Here is a 17,467-nt window from a genome sequence, read left to right as displayed (position 1 = left end):
TTGCTTATGTTTTTTATATCATCCGATAGGCGGGCAGGGTCAAGAACTCCTTGAACGCCTGGGTGGTCACTAATTCATCAAAAAGGGCAAAGGCCTTTTCGAATTCGGTCTCGGCAAGGGCAACGATGCCCACTTCTTCCCGTATTTTTTTGACTTCTTCACGAAAAAGGATGCGGTACAATCCGTCGGTAAACCGGCGGCCGTCGGCCAACAAGACCGCGTACTTGCGCCATTGCCAAATCTGGGTACGTGAGATTTCGGCCGTGGCCGCGTCTTCCATCAGGTTGTAGAGGGCTACGCATCCATTGCCACGTAGCCAAGCTTCCAGATAGAGGATGCCCACATTGATGTTCTTCCGGATACCTTGCTCCGTGATCTTGCCTTTCGGAATGGCGATCAAATCCGCTTCTGAAATGCGGTCGTTTTCACGCAACGTATCGAGCTGGTTCGCCTGCGGCATATGGGTATCGAATACCTTTTTCGCTATTGGTACGAGCGCCGGGTGGGCCACCCAGGTACCATCATGACCGTTGGTCACTTCACGCTCTTTGTCCAGCCGAACCTTTTCGAGGGCCACCGCATTGGCCGTGGGGTCGCCTTTAATGGGAATTTGGGCTGCCATTCCCCCAATGGCATGGATACCCCGTTTGTGGCATCGTTGGATCACCAAACGGGAATAGGCATCCATGAAGGGACTGGCCATGGTCACCTGATCACGATCAGGAAGGATGAACGCCTTATGGTTCCTGAATTTCTTGATGTAGGAAAAAATATAATCCCAGCGCCCGCAGTTCAAGCCGACGATGTGGTTCTTCAATTCGTAGATGATCTCATCCAATTGGAAACTGGCCGTGATGGTCTCGATCAACACCGTGGCCTTAAAGGTGCCTACGGGAATCCCCATATGCTCTTCCGCGAAGGTGAACACCTCATCCCACCACCGGGCTTCCAAGTAATGTTCCAATTTGGGTAGATAGAAATAGGGAGCCGACTTGCGCCGTCGCAGTAGTTCGGTGTTATGGAACACATACAGCCCGAAATCGACCAAACTCGCCGAAGCTTCGACCCCGTTGATGATCAAATGGCGTTCGTTGAGATGCAGGCCCCGTGGGCGTACGATAAGTACGGCCACCTCTTCGTTGAGTTCATAGGACTTGTCTTTTCGATAATCGTAATAACTGATGGTACGGCGGTTGGCATCCAACAGATTGCGTTGGCCTTGGATGCAATTGTCCCAAGTAGGGGCATTGCTGTCCTCAAAATCGGCCATAAAGGTCTTGGCGCCCGAATTCAGGGCATTGATGACCATTTTCCGATCCACTGGGCCCGTGATCTCTACCCGGCGGTCTTGCAGGTCGTTGGGAATGTAGCCCGCAGACCAATCGGAAGTGCGGGTCATCGCGGTTTCCTTGGGGAAGGTGGGAAACTCCCCTAAATCGAATTGATGTTGTTGTTTCACCCGCTGCTGCAAGAGTTGCAACCTGCCGTTATCGAAACGATCATGTAAAAGGGTCAGAAACTCCAAAGCCTCATCGGTCAACAGATCGGGGTAGTAATTCGTTACGGTGTCGCTGAACTGTAGGTTCGAAACTTGTTGCTTTACTATTTCCATATGACTAGTTTTATGACACAAGTATATCGGATCACTTTGGAAAAAGTTAGCGAACGTTCGCTTTTTTTTAATTGGTCGCTATTTTTATCATATTCGCAAGAATACGTACATTTGCTTGCGAATTATGGAACAAGCGTATATAAAACTCGTTTTCGGACTGAAGCTCAAGCAGGTCAGGGTCAAGAAAAACCTATCGCTTTTCGGGCTCTCGAAACTGACCGGATTATCGAAATCGTACCTGAACGAAATCGAAAAAGGGAAGAAATATCCCAAGACCGACAAAATCGCCCTATTGGCCGAAAAGCTTGAGGTACCGTATGACAGCTTGGTCTCCATCAAGCTGGACAAAAACCTGGCGCCTGTGGGTGAGCTGCTCCAGTCGAACATCCTGAAAGAACTGCCCCTAGAACTGTTCGGGATCAAGGAACGCGATCTGATCGAGATCGTTTCCGAAGCCCCGACCAAGGTAACGGCCTTCATCAGTACCGTCATCGAAATCGCCAACCATTATAATTTCGGGAAAGAGAGCTTCTACCTTGCCTCGCTCCGCTCCTATCAAGAAGCCAACAACAACTTTTTCCCGGATTTGGAACAGGCGGTCATCGACTTTGCCAAGGCCTACCAAATCGATCTGACCCAATCGGTAACCGCTGCTGAATTGGAAGAGATCCTCATCGAAGAATACGGGTATACCATCAACAATGAGGACCTTAGAAAACATCAGGAACTCGACAACCTCCGTTCGATTTTCGTTCCAAAGACCAAGACCTTATTGGTGGCCGAACATGTCGACGAGGCCCAACGAACCTTTATCTACGCCAAAGAAATCGGGTATAATTACCTGAAGATCCAAGAACGGCTCTATACCTTTACTTGGATCGCCTTTGACAACTTCGATCAGGTATTGAATAATTTTTATGCCTCCTATTTCGCTGGCGCCTTGATCATTCCACGGGACTTATTGAAAACCCATTTGGAAACCTTCTTGGCCAAACCGAAATTCGACAAGGCGTTTTTGGGGGGTATGAACGCCTTGTATAACGCCTCTCCGGAATCGCTCTACCAGCGCCTTACGAACATCTTGCCCAACGATTACCTCATGCAGAACCTCTTTTTTCTGCGCTTGGGCCATAAAAAGGGCAGTGATCGTTTCGATATCACCAAAGAACTGCACCTTACGCACAAACATTCACCCCATGGCAATGAAACCAATGAAAAATATTGTCGTCGTTGGGTGTCGATCCGGGTATTGCGCGAGATCGTAGCCCAGGATTCCGAACACCATATGGATGTGCAGGTATCGCACTACCCCGCTGACGGACTGTCGTATTTGATCTTTGCCTCGGCGACCAAAGATCCCTTTAAGGAAGGGGTGTATCGCAGCGTGGGTATCGGACTCCGGATCAATGATACGCTCCGCAAAAAGGTGAATTTTCTCGATGATCCCAAGATCAAGACCTATGATGTCGGGGTAACCTGCGAGCGCTGTGCGATCCGCGATTGCGAGGTCAGACAGGCCCCGGCACGTATCTTGACCCAGGCCCAAAAAGATACCGATACCGCGGCCGTGGTGGCCGAACTGCAGCGTAAGTTTTCGGAAAACCGTTCTTAATGCGTTTTTGCCTATTTGTTCCGGTAATACTCTTGGAGAACGTAGAAAGCCAGTTTGCGTTGGCCCATATTGGAAATCAAGCCTTTTCGGTTCCAGCCGTCTTGAATACCCGGAAGCATCCGTCTTGGGGATCTAAAATCGACGAGTAACCAGGGTGACATGCCTCGTATTTTCGGGTTCCGATCCAGCATGTCCAAGGTTTCCTCATACAAATACGCCTGGTACTCCTCTGTCCATCGTTCATTTTTGTCCCCGTGTAAGCCGCTTTTGGCCCCGGCACCGAATTCGGAGATCACCACAGGTTTGTCTTGCGAAATCTGCCAATTGATTTTACTGCATTTATCCGGTAGGCCGTCATACCAACCGATGTATTGGTTAAAGCTGAGAATGTCGACATGGTCGGCAAAAGGGTCTTCAATGGTTCGGGTGAAGGGGTCATTGGCAACGGACTTTTGTTCCAGAGCCGCACTGATAAGCCGACTTGGGTCGGCAGTACGCGCCGTTTGGGCCATGGATTTCAAAAAGGCCAAACGTGCCTCGGAAGTCGGGGTCTCATTGGCCATGGACCAAATGATGACTGACGCCCTATTCGCATCCCTATGGATCATTTCAAGCAGTTGCTGCTGTGCGTTGGCCAGGGTTTTCGGTGCTTCCCAATCAATGGTCCAATAGACCGGCACTTCTTCCCAGACCATCAAGCCAAGGCTATCGGCCACGCGAACCATGTGTTCGTTGTGCGCATAGTGGGCCAAACGAACATAATTGCATCCCAGATCTTTGGCCCATGATAACAGTTGTATGGCATCTTCCCGGGAATTCGCCCTTCCCCCTTTGATAGGTCGTTCTTCGTGTATGGAAATCCCTTTTAAAAAAACAGGGGTCCCGTTCAATTCGATCTCCGGTCCATTGACATTTATGGTCCGAAATCCTATACGTTCACTTAAACTATCACCCCGGGTCGAGAATCGGACATTATAGCGGTTTGGGGTCTGCACATCCCAAAATTCGATGCCTTTTAGTTTAAATTTTGCTTGAACTCGTCCGTTCGCATCGGCGGTAAAACTACGTTTCATTTGCAACGAAGCGATTTCAACGGTCAGTTCCCCTCCTGCAGCCCCTGGTCCGGATAGCTGTGCTTCCAACTGCAAGGTCGATGTTTCCCGGTCTTGTAACCGCAATACATACGATTGCAAGAAGGTTTGCGGTACTTCGACCAGTAGCACGCTTCGGGTCAATCCCCCATAGTTCCACCAATCGGTATTCAAGGTAGGAACACCTTGTTTCAATCGGGTGTTATCGATTTTGACGATCAAATGGTTTTCACCCATCCTCAGGGCATCGGTCACCTCAAAATAAAAGGGAGTGAAACCGCCTTCGTGGGCCCCCAATTTTTTCCCGTTCAGATACACGTCGGTACGGTAGTTGGCCGCCCCAAAATGGACAAACACCCGATTGTCCCCTTTATCCTTGGTGTATCGAAAAGATTTTTTCACCCATATGCTACCCTCATAGTACAGCAGTTTCTTTTTCTGGGTATTCCAATCCCCGGGCACCCATAAACTATCGGAGGTATCAAAATCGTATTCGACGAGCTCATGGGCGGCCTTGGGCTTATAATTGGTGAAAAAGGCATTGTTGCTGGGCCGTTCTTGGTCTTCAAACGGTTCATAGCGATAATTGTAAAAGCCGTTTTCATAGGGATCGATGATGATCTTCCAATATCCATCAAGGCTGGTAGTATTTCTCTGGTGGATGTTGTTAAATGCCGGATTTTGGCTCCAGGTAAGCAAATGCAGTACCATAGCCGTTAGGATTGCGATGGATTGTTTGGATGCCTTTATGGATGTAGGATGCATATCGGAAGGTGTTGTGGTCAATAAAAATACGTCATCAAGGCCGATACGCCATTATAGGACACCACGCATGAAAAAACGAAGGCCAGTACCAAGGCCAGATTGACCCCAAAAGAGGTGCGATGGCCCTTCATGAGTTTGCGATCGTTCACCAAAAAGAAGATTCCTAGGATGACCAACGGCAACACAAAAACGTTGAAGATCTGCGAAATCAATTGAATTTCAATCGGGTTCGAACCGAATACCGGAACAACCAAGGCAAAACAACACGCCAAGGCGGTCAATAGCTTGAAGCGTTTTGATGTGGTATCCAACTGCCCCGATTCGTAATCGGCCAATAAAAGGGGAACGATGAGTAGGATGGGGAAAATGGAGGAAAGTCCGGCACTAAGGGTCCCGAAAAAGAAAAGGGTGAGGGCGAATTTACCGGCAATGGGCTCCAAGGTGTTCACCATATCAAGTACTTGGTTCACCGGTTTTCCGGCATAGAAAAGCGCCCCTGTGGCTACGGCCATAATGGCACTACTGATCAAAAAGACCAAAACGGCAGCTACAATGGCATCTTTTTTCTGTTTCACACGATCTTTTACCGTCCAACCTTTCCCTCTTACGAACAAGGGTCGGGATAAAAAGGTGGCCGAAGCCATGGTCGTTCCTACAAAAGCGGCCACAAGCATTTTCCCTCCTTCGACTTTCGGAATGGAAGGCACCAACCCTTGCAACACCTCTTGCGGTAAGGGGTAGACCAAAAACAAGGAAAGTAGAAACGAAGCTGCCATCAAGGAAACGAATACGACCAAAATTTTCTCGAAAAAGGTGTATTTGCCCACTAGCAACAGCGCGTAGAATATCGCCGTCAGCAGCACAGCGATACTAATGACAAAGACGAATCGGGATGCGACTATCGAAGGATAATACACGGCCAAGACCTCGTAGATCAGGTTGGAGGAGATCCCCATGATGCCCATCAGTGAATTCCATTGGCCCAGGGCCACCCCGGCAATGATCAACCATGCCATCGGCCGACCCCATTTCAAGTGCTTTTTAAAGGCGAATAGCGCCGTCTGGCCGGTTATCAAACTGAAATTGCCGAAGACATGGATAAGCACTCCTGAAAAGACGCAACTCAACAATAGTACCCAAGTCAATTGCATACCGAACGTACTACCGGCCACGATCATGGAGGTGACGCTCCCGGTACCAATAGTGTAACCGATGGCGAAAATTCCCGGGCCGAAAGCAAGGATGACCGAGAGCAGTCGCTTCAAGAAACCGCTATGCCCCCCTGCCATGGATCAGGATTTGATGTGATTGATGATCGCTATCGCTGATGCTACTTTGGCTTCAAGTCGGTCAAAGTCTTCCTCCTCCAAAATAGCCTTATCTATGAGCTTTGATCCCATTCCCACGCAGGCGACACCGGCTTCGAACCATTGTTTGAGATTTTCTTCGGTGGGCGCCACGCCACCCGTAGGCATGATGGGAACGTTCGGAAAGACCGCTTTCACCGATTTGACAAAGCCCACCCCCAATACATTGCCAGGAAAAGCCTTGACCATTCGAGCCCCATGCTGCAGCGCCTGGTGGATTTCGGTCACCGTACCACAACCTGGAATCCAAAGTACCCCATTGGCGTTGCAATAAGCCGCCATTTCAGGCACCATGGCGGGTGAAACGATGAACTGGGCCCCTGCCCTATGAAAAGCTTCCGCCTGTTCGGCGGAAAAAAGGGTTCCTATACCCAACAATAGATCGGGATATCGGGAAGCATGGGCGACCAAAGCTTCGAATACTTCGAGGGCATTCGCTCCCCTATTGGTGAATTCAAAGACCCGGACCCCGCCTTTGTAGCAAGCGTCCAGTACTTTTTTTGCCGTTTCGACATCCGTATGGTTAAAGACGGGGATCAACCCCACCTTGGCCATTTCGGCAACGAAGGTTTCTTGGTTTGTATTTTCCATAGGTCCTGCTTAGCGTGCCACACGTCCTGAGGCATCGCCTCCCATCAATTTTTCTACCTCGGCCACGGTCACCAGATTGGCATCCCCTTTTATGGTATGCTTCAAACAAGAAGCCGCTACCGCAAAATCCAAGGCGTTTTGATCATCCTCCGGATAGTGTAGCAGTCCGTAAATCAGTCCCCCCATAAAGCTATCCCCGCCACCAACGCGATCCACAATGTGGGTGATCTGGTATTCGGGTGATTTCAATAGGTTTTTGCCATCATATAAAACCCCCGCCCAGGTATTGTGCGAGGCCGACAGGGAACCCCTTAAGGTGGTAATGACTTTTTTAGCTTTTGGAAAACGCTCCATCATTTGGGTACAGACCGATAAAAAGGCCTCGGCCTTGACATGTTCGCCCTGGGTAGTGATGTCCAAGCCTTCCGGTTTGATGCCAAAGTGCTTTTCGGCATCTTCTTCGTTGCCCAATACGATATCGCAATACGAGGTCAACTCGGCCATAACCGCTTCGCGATGTTGGGCATCGCAATAGGTCCATAATTTGGCCCGGTAGTTCAAATCGGTTGAAATTGTAATGCCCAAAGCACTGGCTTTTTTAACCGCCTCCAAACATACATCGGCGGCTCCCTGCGAAATGGCCGGGGTAATACCGGTCCAGTGGAACCATTCGACCCCCTCGAATACGGCGTCCCAATCGATCATTCCTTTTTCAATCTCGGCCATAGCCGAATGGGCACGGTCATAGACCACTTTACTGCCGCGGCTTACCGCCCCGGTCTCCAAGAAATAAATCCCCAATCGGTCACCTCCATACACGATTTTATCTGTACCTACACCGCGTTTTCTCATTTCCATCAAAGCACATTGCCCGATGTCATTATTGGGTAAACGGGTTACGAAATCGACATCGACCCCATAATTGGCCAAGGAAACGGCTACGTTGGATTCACCTCCCCCATAGATCACATCAAAACTATTGGCCTGGGAAAACCGTAAGAATCCCGGTGGGGCCAACCGCAACATGATCTCGCCGAAGGTCACTACTTTTTTCATTGCTGTTCTTTTATATATAAGGTTAGCGGCCGCTTAGCTAAATGCCAAACCGCCATTGATATCAATATTGTTTCCTGTCACGAAGGAAGCTTGCTCGGTAGCTAAATAGACTACCAAATCGGCCACCTCATCGGCCATACCTTCCCTTCGCAAGGGTGTGCCTGCGGCTACCTTGGCCCGCACTTCATCTTTGGTGAAATCATCGTGGAATTTCGTTCCTATGAGTCCCGGGCAAACGGCATTCACCCGTATTCCTTTAGGCCCCAGTTCTTTGGCCATGGCCCGGGTAAAGGTCGTTACCGCACCTTTCGATGCACTGTACAAAGCCGATCCGGCACCTCCACCATCCCTGGCTGCCTGGGAAGAAAGGTTGATGATCGTACCCCCTGTGCGCATTATAGGCACGAAGGCTTGGGTAGTAAAAACCGCTGACTTAAAATTGACCCCGAGCACCAAATCGTAAAAGGTCTCATCGAATTCCGAAAGCGATCTTCGCGCAAACAAACCACCGGCATTGTTCACCAAAATATCGAGTCTATCACCAAAGGCATCGCTTGTCGCTTCTTTCAGCCAAGCGATATCCGATGTTTTGGAAACATCGGCCTTCACGGCGATGGCCTCTTGGCCCAGTGCCTTGATGCGGGCCACGGTTTCCTTGGCCCCCTTTTCAGAATTGTAATAATTGACGACCACCTTGGCTCCTTCATTGGCCAAAGCAATGGCTATCGCCCTTCCGATATCACGGGATCCCCCGGTCACCACTGCTATTTTTGATTCCAATCTACCCATGATCACTGTTTAGATTCCCAATCCTTGTCCCCCACCAACTTGAATCGTTTCGGCGGTCAAAAACGCCGCATCCTGGCTTACCAAAAAGGAAACGACCGCCGCCACGTCTTCGGGTTGTCCCAAACGTCCTAACAAGATATTGTTTTTCCACGAAGCGAATACCTCGGGTTTGGTCGACTTGATCTGCGCGTGAAAGGCAGTATCAATGGTACCCGGTGATACAGCGTTCACCCGAATGCCATATTCTGCCAAATCTTTTGCAAAAGCCCGGGTGATAGCATGTACCGCGGCTTTCGAGGTGCCGTAGATGCCCGCACCCGGGCCACCGGCATTCCAACCCGCGATCGAAGTGTAGTTGATGATCGAAGGGTTGTTACTTTTCTTCAAAAACGGAATGGCCGCACGAGAACAGAAAAAGGTCGAATCTAGGTTCAGGGCCATGACCCAGCGGTAAAACTCGGTCGACATTTCCTCGAAACGTGATCGTCCACCCAAACCTCCAGCATTGTTGATCAAGGCATCGATCTTACCGTATTTCGCGCCAATGGTCGCAATGTTTTCGTTCACGGCCGATTCGTCGGTCACATCAAAGCCGTAATATGCGGCGGTGATACCCAAGGCGTTTAGCTCCTTAACACGTTTGGCACCCTCTTCATGTTCAATACCGTTTAGAATGACGGTAAAACCATCTTCTCCAAGGCGTTTCGCCACTTGAAACCCGATACCCCCGGTCGCCCCGGTGATCAATGCGATATTAGTTGTTGAATCCATGTAGATACTTTTCTTTGATTTGTTTATGTTTTAATAAGGTTTTGTTTTCGAACCGGGCCGATCTTTTTGATCAATACATAGACCGCTACCACGCCTAGTACGACCGAAACACAGATCGCGATAAAGGCCGGGGTATAGGATTCGGTAGTGATCTGCCCAACGAACCAGTTCATGATCATGGGTGAAATCGCGGCTACCGTTCCGGCCAGACCGGCCAGCGTTCCTACCGACGGCCCCCTGAACAGGTCGCTTGAGATGGTTTGGATGTTACCGATCGCGAATTGGAACCCGAATAGGGCCAAACCGGCGAAATAAATGAATCCCATAAAGTTGTTTTCCTTCACTAGGGTGATGATGCATACAAAGGCGATCAAGATCAACAATCCGCCCAGAGAAATAGTCAGCTTTCGCGCATGATCCACGCTTGCTTTTTTCATCAGGGCTTTGGTGAACATACCGCCGATAATGCTTCCGGCAGCAGCCATGAGATACGAAATCCACATGGTCGCGGCGATTTCCTCAATACTCAGGTTGTATTTGTCATTGAGGTAGATCGGCATCCATCCGGCAAAGAACCACCAGATGGGTTCAATAAAGAATCGGCATAACAACACGCCCCATGATTCACGATGACTTAATATTTTGGCAACACTTAAGCTTTTGCCCTCACTTTCGACCCCTTGTTGCCCCTTATCGATCCTACTGTCGAGAATAAGTGCTCGTTCCTTATCGGTGATCCATGGGTGTTTTTCCGGATTGGCCTTGTTCAAGAACAACCAAGGGATGACCCACAAGAGGCCGATGGCCCCCAAAACGATATAGGTGGTCTGCCAGCCGAAGCGTGCATAAAGAAATACGATGATAAAGGGCGCGATGACATTGCCGATCGATGCACCGGCATTGAAAATACCCTGGGCAATGGCCCGTTCCTTGACGGGAAACCACTCCCCATTGCTCTTTACCGCACCGGGCCAATTTCCAGCTTCACCAAGACCGAGCATCCCCCTGAAAATCGCTAAGGTCGCCAGGCCACGGGCAAAGGCATGAAAGGCAGAAGCTACTGACCAGACAATAATGGAGACCGTAAACCCCAATCGGGTTCCGATGATATCATACAACTTCCCGGAAGCGAATTTCCCAATGGCATAACAGGCCATGAAGACGTTGAGCATGATGGCGTAATCGGCCTTGTCCATGCCCAGGTCCTCTCCCATTTGTGGCCATAAAAGGGCGAAAGCGGTTCGATCGATATAATTGATGACGGTCGCAATGAAAATCAATGCGATGATCCACCACCGTAATCCTTTTACTTTCATAATTCGTTGTTTGGTTATGGGAATATATTGCCAAGGCCCGATTGTAAGCGTGGCCCATCTTTGCAAGTTTCAGGACTTATGAAATGCCCGGATTTCCACTTTTGAAAATCCCATTGGGTATGATAAGTACTACTTCCCTCCTAACTATTCAATTTAGTGGTTTTCGGAAGCGTGCAATTCCGACAACCATATTTTTACTCGGCGTTGTAACAGTATTGGTACAAGACCTTGAAATGTTTCTTCATTTTTTCTTTGGCCCGCTTCGGGTCTTTATCCCGGATCGCATCGAAAATTTCCTGATGTTCTTGGATCCCCTGCATCGAGAGGTTGGAATCACAGACATGATACTTCTCGAAATTCGTAATGATCTCAGGGGTGATGATCAACATAAAGGTGTTCATGGTGCTGTTCTTGCTCGCTTTGGCAATGGCCAAGTGGAACAAAAGGTCTTCTTCGACCGCATCCTGCCCATTAACGACCTTGGTGCGATAGGCGTCCAAAGCTTCGCGCATTTTTTCAAGATCTTCTTCGGTCCTTCGTAATGAGGCCAGTTTTACGGTTTTCAACTCCAATAGGATCCGCGTCTCGACCAGGCATTTGAACGAAGGGTCTTCCAAGCGAAGGATGTCATCGAGCATGCCGCCCATAGCGACCCTTCCGATATTGGCGATAAAGGTCCCACTTTGGGGCCTGGACTTCAAAATGCCATAAAACTCCAGCTTTTGGATCGCTTCCCTAATGTTGCTCCGGCTAACCCCAAAACGTTCAGACAACATCCGCTCAGAGGGCAATTTGTCCCCTGGCTCGAGATTCTTGTATTCAATGTAATCCCTGAGTTTGGAAATGATGCCCTGTTGGACGTTGTTGTTCTCGTTTTTTGTTAAAATTTCTACCTTCATAATGACTGCAACCAAATTGGTTAACCAGATTGGTTTGTTAAATTTAGGAAAAAGATTCGTACTATTCCGTGCTTTTCACCGCTTTTTTTCGGTTAAAAAAGGGCTATACCCAAATTGTCTTAGCCATAGCCCCGTACTTAACTAAACTAACTCAAATAATTCGCTTCAATGCCCCACTTCGAGGCGATATAGCTTGACTTTCGCAAACGAACCTTCGTCGGTGGTCTGCAAATAATTCCCTGCTTTGAAATAATTCTCGAACACCTCCCATTTTTGGATGTTCACATCGTCATAGACCACGGATTCCCCATTGTTCAAAATGACCTCCATCCTGCCTTCAGAGACTTTTACTTCCAAGGTGAATTTGTCAAATCCTACCGTTTCATCGAAATAATGGCCGTCATCGTCAGTCCACGCATCGGTATAAAGTATTTCGTTACCGGTAGCCCCCGGGTCCTTCAATATTTTCGTTTTTACCCGCACCCTTCCGTTTTGCCAATAGATCTTCAGGATGGGTGGGGCGTTATTGTCATCTTCACCGATCAGATCCCGTTGTGCATCGGTCAACCGGCCGTGTATTTGCATGATGATCGTTCTATGGTACTCCCCATCGGCATCCGTTGAGATTTCTGCCATGGCGAGTTCCCCAAATAAACTCCCTCCTTGTGCAAAGGTCCAATTCGTATTATTACTGCCCGGCACCAACTGTTCCCTCAGTTCGGTACGCGACCGCGATGAATTCGGGGTCGTTACTCCGGGATAGGTATAAAAAACCAAGGAGCCGTCGGTAGAGTCGTTGTACATAAAAGGCAACAAGGTTTCACTAGTCGCGTAATCCAAGATTTCGGGGGGCTCGACTTCAGTGGGTTTTCCGTTTACACCCACCGGCAAAGTCACCTTCCAATTCGATAAATCGATTTCCGGGAGTACGAAGCTTGCTTCGTCATCAGTTGTTTCACCTTCTTCATCCAGCGGTGGCAAGACCTCATCGATCGTACCAACATCCGGAACATCGATAGTCGGTTTTTCATTCTTTTGACATGCGGCAAACAGCAGCAGTATCAGAACAATCGATAGTGTAGTTGATTTTCTTTCCATTCCTTTCGATTTAGTGCTCCGCACTGAGTTCATAGACCTTCACTTTAGCATAGGCGCCTTCGTCCCTGGTCTGCAAATAATTGCCGACCTTGAAATAATTTTCGAAGACTCCCCATCGCTGTATACTTGGGCTCTCGTAAACAAAAAACTCATTTTTGTTCAAAGAGACCACCATTTTTCCTTGGCTGACTTTTACTTCAATGGTGAATTTCCTGAAACCCACTTCCTGTTCGAATTTCTTGCCTTGATCATCGATCCAGGCTTCTTTGTGCAAAACGGCCGTATTATCCACACCGGCGTACTTGAGCACTTTGGTTTTGACCCGGATCTTCCCCTTATCCCAATATATCTTCAATATGGGAGGGGCATTGTTATCTTTTTGCCCAATGGCCTCACGTTGTGCATTGGTTAGCCTTCCATGGATCTGCGCGATGATAACCTTGTGGTATTTGCCATTGCTATCACGGGAAACCTCTTCCATGGCCATTTTGGCTTTAAGGATACCTCCTTCTTGAAAAGTCCAGTTGACGTTGTTGTCACCGGAAACCATTTGCTCCCGCAATTCGGAGCGGGAATATTTGGTATTGGCCGTCGTAGCTTTACTCGGAAAGGCATAAAAAACAAGGGCCCCCGAAGTAGAATCGTTATACATATACGGTTTTAAGACCTCATTGGTCGCGTAGTCCAGAATCTCCGGTGGCTTGACCGTGACGGCCTTGCCCTTACCACTACCCGCGGGTATGGTGACACTCCAATGGGTGAGATCGATTTCAGGCAGTTTCACCTTCTTCTTTCGCCCTTTCTTACGCGCCGTTTTCTTCTTCGAATCGACAGCCAAGATCGCTTCTTGTGCAATGGCCCCCGTCGTAAGAAAAAGTATCGTACAAAGTGTTATGGCTAAGTTATACAGCTTCATTCTCTAGTTTTGCGACTTGCCCAAGGAGCCACCTTATCCATGTTTTCCCGAGCAAGATTTCAATAGTATTTAAAAGCATCCCCCAAGCCCGATAGGTTCGAACCAACGGTGCCGAGGGATGCCTATAATGTTCACTCAATTGTGATGTTGTCAAAGAAGGCTTCCGCCGACCCATCGACTACATCAATATTCCTGACGTAGATCACGATCTGGTTCGTCGAAGCCGTAAATTGGAAGGTATGGGTCGCATACGCATCCCCTTGGGTATCAAAGATGTTCGGAATGGCGAAATAGGCATCCACATCCGGATCGGCACCCAAATTCGCATTGATCCCAACTTCATCAGCGATTTCGGTATTCAAGATGAATACTTCCGAAGTGATTCCCCCGGCCGTGGTTCGCGCATCGATCGAAAAGGTATAGGTCGACCCTTGTTGTACGGTCAAGACCTGATAGAGACGTCGCCCCGTTTCATCCAGCTTCGCTCCTCGCGTACCGTTGTTACCATCACTGGTCGAACCGGCTTGTTCACTGTTGTCGCCATATTCAGCCTCGAGCCAGCTATCCAATGCGCCGTTGTCCCACAATGGATCATAAGGGCTGGGGATGTCATTGCCGTCACAATCCTTGATCGTGGAGTTCGGTGTCATGTCCCAGGCATCGGCATTATCACCAGTGCTTTCGCCATTACAACCAGGCGTCGTACCGTATAAGTCAAAATTTCCGTTCAATACCTGTACCACGAATCCTTGGGCTACCACGATTTCTTCGCTGGCCACACTGATGTTTCCGGTGATACTGGTGGCCGTCAAGGTCACGGTATAAATACCATCCGCATCGTAGGTATGGGTCGGGTCCATTCCCGTAAATTGGAAGCCATCCCCGAATTCCCACAACAAGGACTCCGCCCCTTCAGAGGCGTCCATAAAGCTATAGGTTCGGTAATCGTCTGGGTCGACCTGCGAGGTAAAATCAGCAGTGACCGGTGCCAAAATATTGATGGTCTGGCTCAGTGTCGTTGACAAATTGGTTTCATTCGTTGCAGTCAAGGTCACTTCGTACTCCGCTGCAACGGCGTAAACGTGGGTCGGTGACTCTTCCGTAGACGTATTACCGTCCCCAAAATCCCATTCGTAGCTTACCGCTCCGGTAGAGGAATTGTTGAAGGTATACTCCAAAAAGTTGATTTCACTCTGTTCGGCACTGAAACCGGCTGATGGAGGCACGGCCCCTTCAGCTCCTACTTCGATGATGAAGTCGTCCAATCGACATTCTACATCCCCGTTGGTGAAGAAAATGGCAATGGTATTGTTCATCCCCGAATTAAAGGACAGTTTTTGCTGCAGATAAGTGTCGGGTTCGGTATCATCGGTAACCGTTACCGAAGCAATGGTGCCGTCGGCAACTTCCTCTAAAGTGGCAAAGGTCCCGCCATTTTCGGTAACCCCTAATACCGCTACGATCAATCGGGGATCCGAAGATCCGCTCAACATGGTGTACCAAAAACTCAAGTCGTAATTGGTATCGGGTTCTACCGTAATTTCTTGATAACCGATGCGATCGCCAGCGGGTACTGGCAATTTAGCGCCCTGGTCACCGAAAGTCACGGGACTTCCGGTAATTTGGATGACCCCACCCAAATCACTGTTGCGCCATGAATCACGACCATCACCGCCACCTTCAGGTAGGGTGTCGTCTTCAAAACCTGCTTCCAAAATAATCGGTTGGAACGGCCCTTCGACCACCAACACATCGATCGTGGTCATCCCGGTTATCCCATTTCCATCGGTGGCGGTCAAGGTCACCGGAAAAGTACCTTCCCCGTCGAAGGTAAACGAGGGGTCTTCCTCATCCGATGTACTTCCACTCCCGAAATCCCAGGCAAAACTAATGGCCTCTGAAGACAGGTTGGTAAAATTGATCGTTCTAAAATCCTCTAAGGATGAAGCGTAAGAGAAATTCGCCTCAGGAAATACCTCGTCGGCCTTTGAATTCGCCCCAGGTAGTTCATCCCTAAAGAGCTCATCACCGACACAGCCCATAGCAAGGCCAGCGATGGCCAGGCCGACCAGCATCATTTTTTTCGTACCCAAAATATGTATTACACGTTTCATTGCTTTTTCTTTTGATATTAATAACCAGGATTCTGGGTCAACAGCCCGTTACTTAGGTTGATCTCGCGCGCTGGGATCGGCAACAACAAATCCCTTGCCGAATACACATAGCCCATTTCCTCGGCATGATCGCTCAATACCGCGTCGGCCACACCGAATCGGATCAAATCGAACCATCGTTGGTTCTCAAAGGCCAATTCGACCCGGCGTTCCACCAAAAGTTCGGTTTTGCTGACACTCGAAACCGCATTCGGGGCGGTATCCGGGAACGCCCTGTCACGAACCATTTGAAAGGATTGTAGGGCGGCGGCATCCGTGGTACTCGTTCCTGAACCGATGGCGGCCTCGACATGCATCAAAAGCACATCGGCATACCGCAAGGCGATGTAATCATTTCCTGCATTACGTGCATTATCACCGTAAGTCGGTGGGGAAGTGGTGATGTCCGAGCCATCAGGCAAAAACTTGATCACTTCGAAATTACTCCCCAATGAAATAAACGACTGTGCCCCCCTGACACCACCAAAGGCGGCAAAATCGGCGACCAAGTTATCGTTCACGATATTCTGCCCATCTTCACGCCCCTGTCGGAAGGTCGAGGTAAACTCGGAAGAAAAACTCTGGCTTTCCAACGGATTTCCAAAGGCATATTGAATGGCGAAAATGATCTCATCATTCAACTCATTGTAAAAGACATCGGTAAAATTCTGTTGCAAACTAAAGGCATTGCTGCTAATGATCGATTCGCAGAGTTGTTTGGCAGCAGGGTAGTTTCGATTGGGCTGTGTCATATACACTTTGGCCAAAAGTCCCTGGGCCGCTGCCCTGGACGCCCTTGACTTGTACGTATTGTCCAAGCCGTCGATGGCCTCGAGCAAATCGTCCTCGATCTGGGCGTAGATCACATCGATGCCAATCCTAGTGAACAAGGCCTCATTATCGGTCGGGCCGACCACCTCGGTGACCAAGGGCACCTCACCGAATAAGCGAACCAGTTTGAAATACGCATACGCCCGTAAGAATTTAATCTCTGCGGTATAACGGGTCTGGTTGTCGGCATCGGCGATATCGATGAACTTGAAGATATTGTTAGCCCTAAAGATCACTTCGTACATGGAGGCATAGAAATCTTCAGACTCCACATTGTTGGCGTCGACCAAATACCTGTGGAAGTCCGATTTGGAACCTTCCAAAGTGGCGTTTCTGGTGTTATCCGTTCGATGCTCGGTCAACAGGTGTTCAAATTGCACCCCTCTGTTGGCGACACCGATATTGGTCGTCGTATTTTCATTGACCCCTTGAAGGGCATCATAGATTCCCAAAATTCCGGTCTCTACATCAGCATCCGTTTGGAAGAAGGACTCTTCCACAACGACTGTATCGGGTAGCGGGTTCAAAAACTCATCGGCATCACATGAAATGAAGATGACGGTTATTGCGAGCGCTATATATTTTATAGGTTTCATAATT

Annotated in this window: 14 protein-coding genes; 1 reads left to right on the top strand and 13 read right to left on the bottom strand. The window is 49.0% G+C overall.

The window, feature by feature from the left end:
- Positions 1–13: 13 nt before the first annotated feature.
- Positions 14–1,612, bottom strand: coding sequence for a malate synthase A (aceB, locus tag ABV409_RS14815; protein WP_353878400.1), 1,599 nt, complete (start codon positions 1,610–1,612; stop codon positions 14–16).
- Positions 1,613–1,736: 124 nt separating this feature from the next.
- On the opposite strand from aceB, the gene ABV409_RS14810 reads away from it, so the two are divergent.
- A complete protein-coding gene (locus tag ABV409_RS14810) occupies positions 1,737–3,224 on the top strand; it encodes a helix-turn-helix domain-containing protein (protein ID WP_353878399.1) in 1,488 nt (495 codons plus the stop codon).
- A gap of 11 nt (positions 3,225–3,235) precedes the next feature.
- On the opposite strand, the gene ABV409_RS14805 is transcribed toward ABV409_RS14810, so the two are convergent.
- The 12 genes from ABV409_RS14805 to ABV409_RS14750 form a co-directional block, all read right to left on the bottom strand.
- Entirely contained in the window at positions 3,236–5,026 is a 1,791-nt protein-coding gene (locus tag ABV409_RS14805; protein ID WP_353878398.1) for a glycoside hydrolase family 2 protein, read from the bottom strand.
- A 71-nt stretch (positions 5,027–5,097) separates the two neighbouring features.
- Entirely contained in the window at positions 5,098–6,369 is a 1,272-nt protein-coding gene (locus ABV409_RS14800; RefSeq protein WP_353878397.1) for an Nramp family divalent metal transporter, read from the bottom strand.
- A 3-nt stretch (positions 6,370–6,372) separates the two neighbouring features.
- Positions 6,373–7,038 carry a bifunctional 4-hydroxy-2-oxoglutarate aldolase/2-dehydro-3-deoxy-phosphogluconate aldolase gene (locus ABV409_RS14795; protein WP_353878396.1) on the bottom strand — a complete coding sequence of 222 codons (666 nt, stop codon included), beginning with the start codon at positions 7,036–7,038 and terminating at the stop codon, positions 6,373–6,375.
- Between the two features lie 9 nt (positions 7,039–7,047).
- Positions 7,048–8,094: a PfkB family carbohydrate kinase gene (locus ABV409_RS14790; protein WP_353878395.1), complete on the bottom strand. Its 1,047-nt coding sequence runs from the start codon at positions 8,092–8,094 to the stop codon at positions 7,048–7,050.
- Between the two features lie 33 nt (positions 8,095–8,127).
- The gene (locus tag ABV409_RS14785) at positions 8,128–8,883 is read right to left on the bottom strand and encodes an SDR family NAD(P)-dependent oxidoreductase (RefSeq protein WP_353878394.1); all 756 of its coding nucleotides are present in this window, start codon (positions 8,881–8,883) and stop codon (positions 8,128–8,130) included.
- 9 nt (positions 8,884–8,892) lie between these two features.
- The gene (locus ABV409_RS14780) at positions 8,893–9,654 is read right to left on the bottom strand and encodes an SDR family NAD(P)-dependent oxidoreductase (protein ID WP_353878393.1); all 762 of its coding nucleotides are present in this window, start codon (positions 9,652–9,654) and stop codon (positions 8,893–8,895) included.
- A gap of 23 nt (positions 9,655–9,677) precedes the next feature.
- Entirely contained in the window at positions 9,678–10,970 is a 1,293-nt protein-coding gene (locus tag ABV409_RS14775) for an MFS transporter (RefSeq protein WP_353878392.1), read from the bottom strand.
- 194 nt (positions 10,971–11,164) lie between these two features.
- Complete coding sequence (locus ABV409_RS14770; protein ID WP_353878391.1) at positions 11,165–11,869, bottom strand: FadR/GntR family transcriptional regulator; 705 nt, start codon at positions 11,867–11,869, stop codon at positions 11,165–11,167.
- Positions 11,870–12,034: 165 nt separating this feature from the next.
- Positions 12,035–12,967 (bottom strand): polysaccharide lyase family 7 protein, encoded by a 933-nt coding sequence (locus ABV409_RS14765; protein WP_353878390.1) that lies wholly within the window; start codon positions 12,965–12,967, stop codon positions 12,035–12,037.
- Positions 12,968–12,977: 10 nt separating this feature from the next.
- Positions 12,978–13,883 (bottom strand): polysaccharide lyase family 7 protein, encoded by a 906-nt coding sequence (locus ABV409_RS14760; protein ID WP_353878389.1) that lies wholly within the window; start codon positions 13,881–13,883, stop codon positions 12,978–12,980.
- 131 nt (positions 13,884–14,014) lie between these two features.
- Positions 14,015–15,997 (bottom strand): PKD domain-containing protein, encoded by a 1,983-nt coding sequence (locus ABV409_RS14755; RefSeq protein ID WP_353878388.1) that lies wholly within the window; start codon positions 15,995–15,997, stop codon positions 14,015–14,017.
- A gap of 17 nt (positions 15,998–16,014) precedes the next feature.
- Positions 16,015–17,463: a RagB/SusD family nutrient uptake outer membrane protein gene (locus ABV409_RS14750; RefSeq protein WP_353878387.1), complete on the bottom strand. Its 1,449-nt coding sequence runs from the start codon at positions 17,461–17,463 to the stop codon at positions 16,015–16,017.
- Between the last annotated feature and the right edge of the window lie 4 nt (positions 17,464–17,467).

Source organism: Flagellimonas algarum, assembly GCF_040513375.1.
In the GTDB taxonomy this organism is placed as follows: domain Bacteria; phylum Bacteroidota; class Bacteroidia; order Flavobacteriales; family Flavobacteriaceae; genus Flagellimonas_B; species Flagellimonas_B algarum.
The sequence above is the reverse complement of the archived record's forward strand: the minus strand, read 5'-3'. Positions and strand labels throughout refer to the sequence as shown.

Bases quoted from the DNA above. Each gene is read 5' to 3' on its own strand.
- aceB (WP_353878400.1), bottom strand. From the start codon at position 1,612: ATGGAAATAGTAAAGCAACAAGTTTCGAACCTACAGTTCAGCGACACC.
- ABV409_RS14810 (WP_353878399.1), top strand. From the start codon at position 1,737: ATGGAACAAGCGTATATAAAACTCGTTTTCGGACTGAAGCTCAAGCAG.
- ABV409_RS14805 (WP_353878398.1), bottom strand. From the start codon at position 5,026: ATGGTACTGCATTTGCTTACCTGGAGCCAAAATCCGGCATTTAACAAC.
- ABV409_RS14800 (WP_353878397.1), bottom strand. From the start codon at position 6,369: ATGGCAGGGGGGCATAGCGGTTTCTTGAAGCGACTGCTCTCGGTCATC.
- ABV409_RS14795 (WP_353878396.1), bottom strand. From the start codon at position 7,038: ATGGAAAATACAAACCAAGAAACCTTCGTTGCCGAAATGGCCAAGGTG.
- ABV409_RS14790 (WP_353878395.1), bottom strand. From the start codon at position 8,094: ATGAAAAAAGTAGTGACCTTCGGCGAGATCATGTTGCGGTTGGCCCCA.
- ABV409_RS14785 (WP_353878394.1), bottom strand. From the start codon at position 8,883: ATGGGTAGATTGGAATCAAAAATAGCAGTGGTGACCGGGGGATCCCGT.
- ABV409_RS14780 (WP_353878393.1), bottom strand. From the start codon at position 9,654: ATGGATTCAACAACTAATATCGCATTGATCACCGGGGCGACCGGGGGT.
- ABV409_RS14775 (WP_353878392.1), bottom strand. From the start codon at position 10,970: ATGAAAGTAAAAGGATTACGGTGGTGGATCATCGCATTGATTTTCATT.
- ABV409_RS14770 (WP_353878391.1), bottom strand. From the start codon at position 11,869: ATGAAGGTAGAAATTTTAACAAAAAACGAGAACAACAACGTCCAACAG.
- ABV409_RS14765 (WP_353878390.1), bottom strand. From the start codon at position 12,967: ATGGAAAGAAAATCAACTACACTATCGATTGTTCTGATACTGCTGCTG.
- ABV409_RS14760 (WP_353878389.1), bottom strand. From the start codon at position 13,883: ATGAAGCTGTATAACTTAGCCATAACACTTTGTACGATACTTTTTCTT.
- ABV409_RS14755 (WP_353878388.1), bottom strand. From the start codon at position 15,997: ATGAAACGTGTAATACATATTTTGGGTACGAAAAAAATGATGCTGGTC.
- ABV409_RS14750 (WP_353878387.1), bottom strand. From the start codon at position 17,463: ATGAAACCTATAAAATATATAGCGCTCGCAATAACCGTCATCTTCATT.